Here is an 11884-nt window from a genome sequence, read left to right as displayed (position 1 = left end):
ATCCTCTGCGCTCGTTGGAATGCTGAGGAGGCCTGCCCATAGTACGAGAGGACCTGGGTGGACGAACCTCTGGTATGCCGGTTGTCACGCCAGTGGCACGGCCGGTTGGCTACGTTCGGGAGGGATAACCGCTGAAAGCATCTAAGCGGGAAGCCTGCTCCGAGATAAGCATTCCGTGAGGCCTCGAGCCTCTAGACCCCCCATGGAGAACACGTGGTGGATAGGCCGGACGTGGAAGCCCCGCAAGGGGTGGAGCTGACCGGTACTAACGGGGGAACGGCAACACACACCCCAACCCCTAGGGTCGGGGAGCACGAACAACGTACTGCGCTCGGACTTCCGGACGGCATGGAGCATCCGGATGACCACAAGACCATTTCGACATCGCGTCCGCTATCCGGTCCCCAAACCATCACGGGAACCAATCCCCCACACCAGCGCGTGTGGGATGATAATCGAAGATTTGCGGCGGTCATGGCCCAGGAGAGACGCCCGGCATCCATTCCGAACCCGGAAGCTAAGGCCTGGCACGGCGATGGTACTGCACCCGAGAGGATGTGGGAGAGTAGCACACCGCCGCACCACACGTTCACAAGAGAGCCCCGATGGAGACAATCCACCGGGGCTCCACTCATATTCCCGCACACTCTCTCGACCGGAACACCAACCCCCGCCAGGGCTCCCAGCATTCCCACACACCCCGGAAAACACCGGGCGCCACCGGTGCTCTCCCTGAAATTCCTGACGACCCGCAACGATACAGCCACCACGATGCCACGGGCGGCCGCACGATGACGACAACATCAAAGCCGCCACGAAACCCCCGGCACCAACCGCACCAGAACCCTTTTCGTTTATCCCCACACGACGCGAACCCCAACAGACAACAACCACCGGGGCCCCATTTATCCACACCCCAAACGTGCGGGAATCGGGACCATCCTAAAATGATTCCGGCTCGTCCCCAACAACGACGTTGGGCCCGACAACCCGCACATCCCAAACTGGACTGTCCGCATCGATAGCCGTCCTCGACGACGCCGATCGCCGAATGCACCACGCGTCATATGCAAAATATGCAGCCGAAATGACAGGTTATCGGAGGGGCACGTCGCTGCGACGGTGTTGAACAGATTGCGTAACGCCTAAAACCCGCATGATTCCAATGGTTTGAGCATGACAATCATTGTTCCATGCGTATTAAGCATGGAATGCTCTGCGTCGCAGACATTGTTGTCCGTGAAACGAATTGCCGACAATGGGAATCACAACGTTCACAACAGTCGTGAATGCCAGTGATTTCAATGGTTTTCATGAAGACGCGCGCCATATGTCTGTGGTGTACGCCGCATATATGAAAACGGGGATTGCGCAGAAGCGAGGAAGAAAGGACTTGAACCATGCTGGAAATCAACATGGATGATGTCATTGCGGTCATACAGTCCGTGCAGAGCGGACTGATTGTCATAGCGGCATTTTTGCTGCTGGCCGTGGTTCTCACGGTGGCGGTCAACAGGAAGACGGTTGCCGACCAGTCCGTGCGTAAGCTCACGCACTCCACATCATGGATTATTGCCGGCGTCGCCGCCGTGATTTCCGTGACCATGATGCTCACGGGGCCTTTGAATAACATGATCACGATGGCCACTGCGGAAAAGCATGAGATGAGCGCTGCGACCATCGCGAAGACCAACAAGCTCGCCGTCGATATCGAACGTGAAGGTATCACGTTGCTGCAGAACAACGACGATACCCTGCCTCTTGCGGCTGGCAACATCAATGTATTCGGCTGGGCGTCCACCAATCCGATTTATGGCGGCACCGGATCCGGTGCGCTCTCCGACGCCTACGACACCACGTCGCTGCTCGACGGCCTGCACGATGCCGGGTACAAGACCAATGATGAACTCACCAAGTTCTACACCGATTACCGCACCGAACGTGGTGTCATCGCCGTCACCTCAGCCGACTGGACGCTTCCGGAGCCTGCGGCTTCGACTTATACGGACACCTTGATTAACAACGCGAAGGACTTCTCCGACACGGCCATGGTCGTCATCGGCCGCGTCGGCGGCGAAGGCCTCGACCTGCCGACCGACATGAACAAGGACGGTGTCACCTACACCGACAACTCCAGCGACTATCAGGATTTCCCTGAAGGCACGCACTATCTCGAGTTGAGCCAGTCCGAGAAGGACATGATCGATCTGGTCACCGCCAACTTCGACAAGGTGGTGCTGGTGTACAACGGTGCAAACGCGTTCGAGTTCGGCTTCCTCAAGGACTACCCGCAGATCAAGAGCGTGTTGTGGGCTCCGCACCCCGGCCAGGCAGGTTTCGAGGCGCTTGGTGAGGTGATGACCGGTGAAGTCAATCCATCCGGTCGCACCGCCGACACGTTCGTCACCGATCTGACCAAGACCCCGAGCTGGAACAACTTCGACGCCTTCCAATACGACAACGTGCAGGAATTCGAAGTGGATTCCGCTCGTGGCGTCCGCTCCCCGAAGTTCGTGAACTATGTCGAGGGCATCTACGTGGGGTATCGCTTCTACGAGACGGCCGCGGACGAGGGACTCATCGATTACGACGCAACGGTGCAGTACCCGTTCGGCTACGGTCTGTCGTACACCACCTTCGAACAGAAGATGGGTGACGTCTCCTACGCGAACGGCAAGGTCAGCTTCGACGTGACCGTGACCAACACCGGCGACAAGGCCGGCAAGGACGTGGTCGAGACGTACTTCAACCCGCCCTACACCGATGGCGGCATCGAGAAGGCGACCGCGAACCTCGTCGCGTACGACAAGACCAAGGAACTGAAGCCGGGGGAGTCCCAGACCATCACCATCGAATTCGATGATGACGACATGGCCTCCTACGATGCCAAGGATGCGAAGGCATACGTGCTGGAACAAGGCGACTACCGAATCTCCATCAACGAAAACTCACATGATGAGATCGCCTCCGCCACCGTCACCGTGCCGGAGACCATCACCTACAACACCGACGGCAACACGCACAATGGCGACAAGACCGTGGCCACCAATGCCTTTGACGACGTCGAGGGCGACGTGACCTACCTAAGCCGTGCCGACCACTTCGCCAACTATGCCGAGGCCACCGCCGCGCCGACGGACCTTTCGATGTCGGACGATGTGAAGGCCACGTTCTACAACAACGGCAATTATGATCCGACCAAGTTCGACAACGCAGATGACCAGATGCCGACCACCGGTGCCAGGAACGGCGTAAAGCTCATCGACCTGCGCGGCAAGGACTACGACGATCCCGAGTGGGACAAGCTGCTTGACCAGCTGACCTTCGACGAGATGGACAATCTCATCGCCAACGGCGGCTATCAGAACGCGGCCATCGCATCCATTGGCAAGGTGCGACTGTCCGATGTGGATGGCCCTGCCGCCCTGAAGGACAACTTCACCGGCGTGAGCTCCATTGGCCTGCCGGCGAACATCGCGCTCGCCTGCACATGGAACAAGGATCTCGCTCGCCAGTATGGCGAAAGCATCGGCGACATGGCCCATGAGATTCAGGTGTCCGGCTGGTATGCGCCTTCCATCAACACGCACCGTTCCGCGTTTGGCGGCCGTAATTTCGAGTATTTCTCCGAAGACCCGGTGCTGACCGCCGGACTTGCCTCCGAGCAGGTCTTGGGTGCTGCCGATCGTGGCGTGTACGCCTTCACCAAGCACTTCGCGCTCAACGAGCAGGAGACCGAACGCAACGGCCAGCTGTGCACCTGGGCCGATGAGCAATCAATCCGCGAGATCTACCTGCGTCCGTTCGAGGAAGTGGTCAAGGCTGATGGTGACGCACAGGCCATGATGGGCGCGTTCAACTACATCGGCAACACCTACGCCAGCGCGCACGTAGGCCTCAACAAGACTGTCCTGCGCGACGAGTGGGGCTTCAGAGGCATGCTCGAGACGGATTACTTCTCCGGCCCGAACTATGGCTATCAGACGGCTGATCAGGCTATCCGCGGCTACACCGACATCATGCTCGCCACCGCCGATACCACCAACCATGTGACCGATCATTCCGCCACTTCGGTGATTGCGATGCGCCGGGCTTCCCACAACATCCTGTACACCGCAGTCAACAGCTGGCGATACGCGGATGGGCAGCCTGACGCGAACATGCCGGCCTGGCAGATCGCGATGATCGTGGTTGATGCGGTGCTTGGCGTGGTGTTGGTCGGACTTGAGGTGCTGGCCGTGCGCCGGTTCCTGATCCGTCGCAAATCCGCAACTATGGTTCGCTGACTCGGTTCGCTGATTCACTGCCCTGAATCAGCGGGCTCCTCCTGGGCGGTAACCGATCTCCTTCCGGTTACCGCCCATATTTCGTTGAACGTCTGTGGGCAGTCGTCTGCTGCGTACACCGCTACGTTGCGCAGCCTTGTCGCCTTGCCACAGTCGGGTCCACAACCAATCGTGCGCGGGAAATGACAGGTTGTGTAACGTGGACGGCACAGCCCGACGGAACCTGATTCAATCAAACTAGCGACGAATCGTGTGCGATCCGAGCGCTGCGTGGATGCGGTGCCGGCAGTGTGGCGCAACGGGATTCGTCAGGCGGACGTACACGGTGCCAATGTGCAGTAATGCCAATATGACGGTGTCAACGGACAGCCAACGGACAACAGTGCAGTGCAAGGGAGAACGATATGGAACTCGAAGATCTTTCGGTGGCCGAGAAAGCGGCGATGCTCTCCGGCGGCTCCGAATGGGATTCGCGCGGCAACGACCGTGCCGGCATCCCCAGCTTTGTGATGAGCGACGGCCCCCACGGCGTGCGCCGACAGCTCGGCGAGGGCGACCACCTCGGTCTGGGCGCGTCCAAGCCCGCGACCTGCTTCCCGACCGCCGGCACCGTGGCCAACTCATGGGACCCGGAACTCGCCGAGGAGATGGGCGAGGCGTTGGGGCGCGAAGCGCACGACCTCGACGTCAACGTGTTGCTCGGCCCCGGCCTCAACATCAAGCGCAACCCGCTGTGCGGCCGCAACTTCGAGTACTATTCCGAAGACCCGATCGTGGCCGGACGCATGGCCGCCGGACTGATCCGCGGTATCCAGTCCAACGGCGTCTCCGCATGCCCGAAGCATTTCGCGGTCAACAGCCAGGAGCTGCGCCGCCAGGCTTCGAACTCGGTGATCGACGAGCGCACGATGCGCGAGATCTACCTCACCGGCTTCGAGATCGCCGTGCGCGAGGCCGCTCCGATGGCCATCATGACCTCCTACAACGAAATCAACGGCGTCTACGCCCACGAAAACAAGCACCTGCTGCAGGACATCCTGCGCAACGAGTGGGGCTTCGATGGCATGGTCGTCTCCGACTGGGGCGGCTCGAATTCCGCCGTCGCCGCGGTCAAGGCCGGCGGTTCGCTCGAGATGCCCAGCCCCGGCTTCACTTCCGTGCGCGAACTCGAAGGCGCGGTCAAGGCCGGCACGCTCTCCGAGGCCGACCTCAACGCGCGCGCCGCCGAAGTGGCCAAAATCGCCCGACTCACCAAAACCGAGGGAGTGGGACGCAACGACCTGCTCAAGGATGACATCATCGCCGCTCACCACGCCGTCGCACGTAAGGTCGCCGAAGGCTCGTCCGTACTGCTCAAGAACGACCCGAGCCAGCTGCCGTTGCAGCACGGCACTCGTGTGGCCGTGGTCGGCGATATGGCTGCAACCCCGCGATTCCAAGGCTCCGGCTCGTCGAAGGTGAACGCCACCCGCGAGGAGAACATTCTGGACGAGCTGCGTAACCCCGAAACCGCCGCGCAGACCGGCGTCACCGTGACCGGCTACGCCCAAGGCTACGACCGTCAGGGCACTGACAATCAGCAGCTCGCCGACGAGGCCGTCGCGCTCGCTTCGCAGGCGGACACGGACGTCGTGCTCGCCGTGGTGGGACTTGACGAGCGCAGCGAATCCGAAGGCCTCGACCGGTCCACCATGGCCATCCCGCAGGTCCAGAACGACCTCGTGGCCGCGCTGGCCGCTACCGGCAAGCCCGTCGTCGTGGTCCTTGTGGCCGGCTCTCCGGTCGAACTGCCGTGGTTTGACGACGTGGCCGCCGTCCTGTACGTCGGACTTTCGGGACAGGCCGGCGCATCGGCCGCAGTGCGTGCGCTGACCGGTCAGGTCAACCCCTCCGGCCATCTCGCCGAAACCTGGCCGCTGAACTATGACGACTGCCCGTCCTCCGGCTGGTATCCGGCCATCGGCCGCGACGCCATCTACCGCGAAGGCCCGTTCGTCGGCTACCGCTACTACGAAACCGCCGACGTGCCCGTCCGTTTCCCATTCGGCTACGGATTGAGCTACTCGACCTTCACCTACGGTGATCTCGTCGCCGACGAAACCGGCGTGCAGTTCACGGTCACCAACGATTCGGACGTACCCGGTTCGACCGTCGCACAGTTGTATGTGTCCGGACCGTCGCGCACCGGGGACGTCGGCGTGCTTCGCCCGACCCGCGAGCTCAAGGGCTTCGCCAAAGTAGCGCTGGACGCTCACGAATCCCGGACCGTGCGCATCGAATTCGACCGGTACACGTTCCGCCACTTCGATGCGGCGGCCAACGCGTGGCGCACTGAATCCGGCATCTGGACTTTGAGTGTCGGAGCCAACGTCGAGGATCTGCCGCTCACCACCGCATTCGCCGTTGCCGGCGACGTGGACGCCGAGCCCGCCGACGCCACCCTTGGCCATTACCTCACGGGTGACGTCAAGCAGGTGACCGATGCCGAGATGGCCGCGCTGTTCGGCCATGAGGTCATCGCCCCCGGCAAGCCCACGGTGCTCGGCGTCAACGACCCGATTTCCTCGTGGAGCGGCTCGAAAGGCTTCGTGGCCCGAACCATCGCCAACACGCTGACCAGCCGTGAGGCCAAGGTCCGGCAGAAGACCGGTGCGCCGGACCTCAACACGCTGTTCATCCTCAACATGCCGCCGCGGGCCATGAGCAAGATGACCCAGGGCATGATCGACTCGGCCATGGTGGACGCCATCGTCAAGATCGCCAACGGCCACACCTTCCGCGGCCTCGGCGGCCTGATCGCCGGGTTCTTCCGCAACCAATCCGCCAACAAGCGCATCGCAAAGGAGCTCAACCATGACTGACAGCAACAAGGCCGCCGCCGAGAAGCTCGGGCCCATCCGACAGTGGATCAAGGACCATCCCACCATCTGGGAGTTCATCCTGTTCAACGTGCTGTCGAACATCTCCACCATCTCCCGCTTCGTGGTCACATGGATCGGCACGGCCGTGTTCGTGGGCGCGCTGGGGCTGACCGCGCCGTTCTACTTCCTGATCTTCAACTACCCGGAGTCCGGCAATGGTCTGGGCGGTTTCCTCACCTTCCTGTGCGCGGAGGTGATTGCGCAGGTGGTGAACTTCTTCGTGCAGATGAAGTGGGTGTTCAAGTCCGATTCCAGCTTCAGGGACGCCGCGTGGAAGTACGCGATTCTGGCCGTGGTGATCGTGGTGGTGAATCTCGTGCTGCCGGGCTACGTCACGTCGCTGTGCCAGGGCTGGGGCATGAATGCAGGCGTGGCCGGCACCATCGCCTCTGTGGTGAATACTTTGCTCGCCGTGGTGGTGAGCTATCCGCTGCTCAAGTTCTGGATCATGCCGAAGAACCAGTGAGATGAGGCGGGCGCTTCGGCGCTGCGTTCATGTGGTGTGGCCACGGTCGTCCTAGTCGACCGTGGCCACACCTGTATTTGGAGGTATTCCGCGGTGGAAGTTGCCCCCGGGGAGATGCTTTCTCGCTTGCAAGGGGTACATCAGCGCTCCTGCGGACACGTATCTGCTTTGCAAGGGGTACCTCAAACGCAAAACCTCATGTATAACCGTTGCAATCGCGGCGTCCGTACACGAGGTTCATGAGATCATGTACCCCTTGCAAAGCAGATACATGTCCGCCAACCGCCCAATGTACCCCTCACAAGCAAGATACAGGGAAAGTGCGGGACCGAAACACAGAATCGCAAGACGCATGGGCGATGAATGGGACCGCAGCACGGTTGCAAGAAAATGTGAGCAACGCCACATCGGTTTCCGAGGGCCGTTCGGTGTCGATCTGGACGGACGTCGGGGTTGTCGGAATGGCGGAAAATCAACGAGGAAAACACTACATCTAGTATTGCGCTCCGCGACACCCCACTACACATAGTGGCTTGATTGTAAATCACATGGTTGTAATATGGCCTTCGCTTCATTGTTCATTCTTTGTTCAGCAGCACCGCCAAGGGGGGAGCAACACCATGACCGTCACCGTGTTCACCAAGCCGCATTGCCCGCAGTGCGAGGCCACCAAGCGTCAGTTCACCAAGCTCGGTGTGCCGTTCGAGACCGTGGATCTTGAGCAGAACCCGTCCACGCTCGAGCAGCTGCAGGCCGCCGGCTTCCGACAGGCGCCGGTGGTGATTACCCCCGACAACTCCTGGGCCGGCTACCGTCCGGACCTCATTCGCGAGGTCGCCAAGCAGGCTGCCGCTTCGGCTGCTGTCCCGGCTGCGGTCGCCGCGTGAGTGAGGACTTGGTTTCGAGCCTGAAGCCTGACGGCCGGCCAAGCGCCCGCATTGCCATTGATGGGTGCAACGGTGCGAAGAGCAGCGCGCAAGATGGCTTACCGCAGGGCGACTCGTCGGCCATGGGGCGGGAGACAGAAGCGCATGCCGATTCCGCCGCCCCTAGCCGCCCTGAGTATGCCACGCAAGACAAGGCAATCGGTGCGCTGGTCTATTTCTCCTCCGCATCGGAAAACACCGCGCGGTTTGTCGCCGGTTGCCGACTGCAGGACGAGGGCATCAACGTCTACCGCATACCGCTGAAGGCCGTCGAGGGGCCGCTGAATGTGCGCGAGCCGTACGTCATCATGGTGCCCACCTATGGCGGCGGCGTGGTCAAGAAAGCCGTGCCCGTTCAGGTCAAACGCTTCCTCAATGACCCGGCCAACCGGGCGTGGATCAGGGGCGTCATCGCCTCGGGCAACACGAACTTCGGCGAGGCCTACTGCGCGGCGGGAGACATCATCGCCGCCAAGTGCGGAGTGCCGTTCCTCTACCGATACGAACTCATGGGCACCCCTGAAGACACCGCCGCCGTGCGAGACGGGCTTGTCCGCTTCTTCGCCAAGAACGCGCAATAGGATGCGGAACGGCCGTACGATGCCGATACCCCACGGAGAAGCCTGTAACCTGCGCTGGTCCCCGCGCGGACTCACCTGATTCGCTTGAGCCAAGCGAGAAGCCTCGGAAACGCACGGCACACCCGCCACGGACGAGTGCCACGGACGAGTGGAACGACAACGCCTTCCGGAGATGGGAGCCGCGGCTCCGGCCGGCTCCCATCCATCAACTTCTGTCATAACCATCCAAGGACCATCATCATGACCGATTTCACCAACACCGGCCTGCAGCTCGACAACACCGCCATCACCGCGGCCGAGCGTGACGCCGATCCGGCACACGACTACCACGCCCTCAACGCGATGCTCAACCTGTACGACGAGAATCATCGCATTCAATTCGACAAGGACAAGGCAGCCGAACGCGCGTACGTCACCGGTCACGTCGAGGCCAACACCATGCGTTTCGCCTCCACCGCCGAACGACTGCGCTACCTCATCGACAACCAGTACTATGACCCGAAGGTATTCGGACAGTACACCCCGGAATTCCTCGACCGCTTCTACGCGCACGCAGAATCCACCGGCTTCGAGTTCGGCACGTTCCTGGGCGCCTTCAAGTTCTTCAGGTCCTATGCGCTCAAGACCTTCGACGGCAAGCAGTACCTCGAGGACTTCCCGCAGCGCTGCGCCGCCGTGGCCCTTGAGCTCGCCGCGGGCAGCGAGGAGCGCGCCCTCGAGTACCTCGACGAGATGCTCGCTGGTCGTTTCCAGCCGGCCACCCCGACCTTCCTCAACCTCGGCAAGGCCCAGCGCGGCGAGCCGGTGAGTTGCTTCCTGGTGCGCATCGAAGACAACATGGAGTCCATCTCGCGCGGCATCAACGCGGCCCTTCAGCTCTCCAAGCGCGGCGGCGGCGTGGCCCTGCTGCTGAGCAACCTGCGTGAGCTCGGCGCGCCCATCAAGCACATCGAGAACCAGTCCAGCGGCGTGATTCCGGTCATGAAGTTGCTTGAGGACTCGTTCTCCTACGCCAACCAGCTCGGCGCGCGCCAGGGCGCCGGCGCGGTGTACCTCAACGCCCACCACCCGGACATCCTGCGCTTCCTCGACACCAAGCGCGAGAACGCGGACGAGAAAATCCGCATCAAGTCGCTCGCCCTCGGCGTGGTGATTCCGGACATCACCTTCGAACTGGCTAAGCAGAAGGCCCAGATGGCCCTGTTCAGCCCGTACGACGTGGAACGTGTCTACGGCAAGCCGTTCGCGGATATCTCGGTCACCGAACATTACGACGAGATGGTGGCGGACGACCGCATCAGGAAGACGTACATCGACGCTCGCAAGTTCTTCACCACCATCGCCGAACTGCAGTTCGAGTCCGGCTACCCATACATCATGTTCGAGGACACGGTCAACCGCGCGAACCCCATCGAAGGCCGCGTGACCATGTCCAACCTGTGCTCCGAGATCCTGCAGGTACAGGAGCCGAGCGCGTACAACGAGGACCTGACCTACGCCCATGTGGGCCGCGACGTCTCCTGCAACCTCGGCTCGCTCAACATCGCCAAGGTGATGGACGGCGGTCGTCTGGGCGACACCGTCGAAACCGCGATCCGCGCACTCACGTCCGTCTCCGAGCACACCTCGATCAACGCCGTGCCCTCGATTCGACGCGCCAACGAGGAAGGCCACGCCATCGGTCTCGGCCAGATGAACCTGCACGGCTTCCTGGCCCGCGAAGGCATCCACTACGGCTCCGAGGAAGGCCTCGACTTCACGGACATGTACTTCATGACCGTGGCCTACCACGCCTATCGCGCCTCGCATGCGCTCGCCGTGGAACACGGTCAGGCGTTCAGGAGCTTCCCGACCTCCGCCTATGCCAAGCCGGTCGGCGAGGGCAACTACTTCGACAAGTACACCGACGGCAGCCGTTCGCTCGAGCCGCGCACCGCCCGCGTACGCGAGCTGTTCGCCAAGTTCGGTATCTCGATTCCGAGCGTGGCCGACTGGGTGGCGTTGCGCGATGCGATTCTGCGCGATGGTATCTACAACCAGAACCTGCAGGCCGTGCCGCCCACCGGTTCGATCTCGTACATCAACCACAGCACGAGCTCGATCCACCCGATCGCCTCGCCCATCGAGATCCGCAAGGAAGGCAAGCTCGGCCGCGTCTACTACCCGGCCGCCTACATGACCAATGAGAACCTCGAGTACTACAAGGACGCCTACGAGATCGGCTGGAAGGCCATCGTGGACACCTATGCCGAGGCCACCCAGCATGTGGATCAGGGCCTGTCCCTGACGTTGTTCTTCCCGGATACCGCCACTACGCGTGACCTCAACAAGGCCCAGATCTACGCTTGGCGCAAGGGCATCAAGACGCTCTACTACATCCGCATCCGTCAGCAGGCACTGGAGGGCACCGAGGTCCAGGGCTGTGTCTCCTGCATGCTGTAGTTGACGTGGCTGCTAGCGTTGGCATTGATGTTGAGACGTTGATGCTGACGCTAGCGTTGACGTTGACGCGATGGGGGAATGGCATGTGTTGCTCGACGCACTCAAGGCCGTTCGGCCAAGCCTACGGTCGAGCAACACATGCCATCCCCCCCCCCCCCCCATCGCTGCGCTCGCTGGTTTTACGAATCGTTATATTGCAATTGAATACGTAGCGGTTGGTTGACGGACGCGTTGTCCGAACGTAAAGACTTGGCCAGAGCGG

At 61.5% G+C, this 11884-nt stretch carries 6 protein-coding genes and 2 rRNA genes; all 8 read left to right on the top strand.

Annotated elements, in window-relative coordinates; genetic code table 11:
• A 23S ribosomal RNA gene (locus BMYO_RS08315) occupies window positions 1–289 on the top strand; the annotation flags it as partial.
• Between the two features lie 175 nt (window positions 290–464).
• Window positions 465–582: ribosomal RNA gene (gene rrf / locus BMYO_RS08310) — 5S ribosomal RNA — on the top strand.
• Window positions 583–1400: 818 nt separating this feature from the next.
• Complete coding sequence (locus tag BMYO_RS08305) at window positions 1401–4286, top strand: glycoside hydrolase family 3 protein (RefSeq protein WP_094668026.1); 2886 nt, start codon at window positions 1401–1403, stop codon at window positions 4284–4286.
• 404 nt (window positions 4287–4690) lie between these two features.
• On the top strand, window positions 4691–7147 hold the full coding sequence (gene gluB / locus BMYO_RS08300; RefSeq protein ID WP_094668025.1) for a beta-glucosidase GluB: 2457 nt from the start codon (window positions 4691–4693) through the stop codon (window positions 7145–7147).
• Window positions 7140–7673 (top strand): GtrA family protein, encoded by a 534-nt coding sequence (locus BMYO_RS08295; protein WP_094668024.1) that lies wholly within the window; start codon window positions 7140–7142, stop codon window positions 7671–7673. The genes gluB and BMYO_RS08295 overlap by 8 nt, the downstream gene beginning before the upstream one ends.
• A gap of 620 nt (window positions 7674–8293) precedes the next feature.
• The gene (locus BMYO_RS08290; protein ID WP_094668023.1) at window positions 8294–8560 is read left to right on the top strand and encodes a glutaredoxin family protein; all 267 of its coding nucleotides are present in this window, start codon (window positions 8294–8296) and stop codon (window positions 8558–8560) included.
• Window positions 8561–8682: 122 nt separating this feature from the next.
• Window positions 8683–9180, top strand: coding sequence for a class Ib ribonucleoside-diphosphate reductase assembly flavoprotein NrdI (nrdI, locus tag BMYO_RS08285; RefSeq protein WP_169834103.1), 498 nt, complete (start codon window positions 8683–8685; stop codon window positions 9178–9180).
• A 240-nt stretch (window positions 9181–9420) separates the two neighbouring features.
• Window positions 9421–11622, top strand: coding sequence for a class 1b ribonucleoside-diphosphate reductase subunit alpha (nrdE, locus tag BMYO_RS08280; RefSeq protein WP_094668022.1), 2202 nt, complete (start codon window positions 9421–9423; stop codon window positions 11620–11622).
• Window positions 11623–11884: the final 262 nt, after the last annotated feature.

It is taken from the genome of Bifidobacterium myosotis, assembly GCF_002259745.1.
GTDB classification, from domain to species: domain Bacteria; phylum Actinomycetota; class Actinomycetes; order Actinomycetales; family Bifidobacteriaceae; genus Bifidobacterium; species Bifidobacterium myosotis.
The sequence above is the reverse complement of the archived record's forward strand: the minus strand, read 5'-3'. Positions and strand labels throughout refer to the sequence as shown.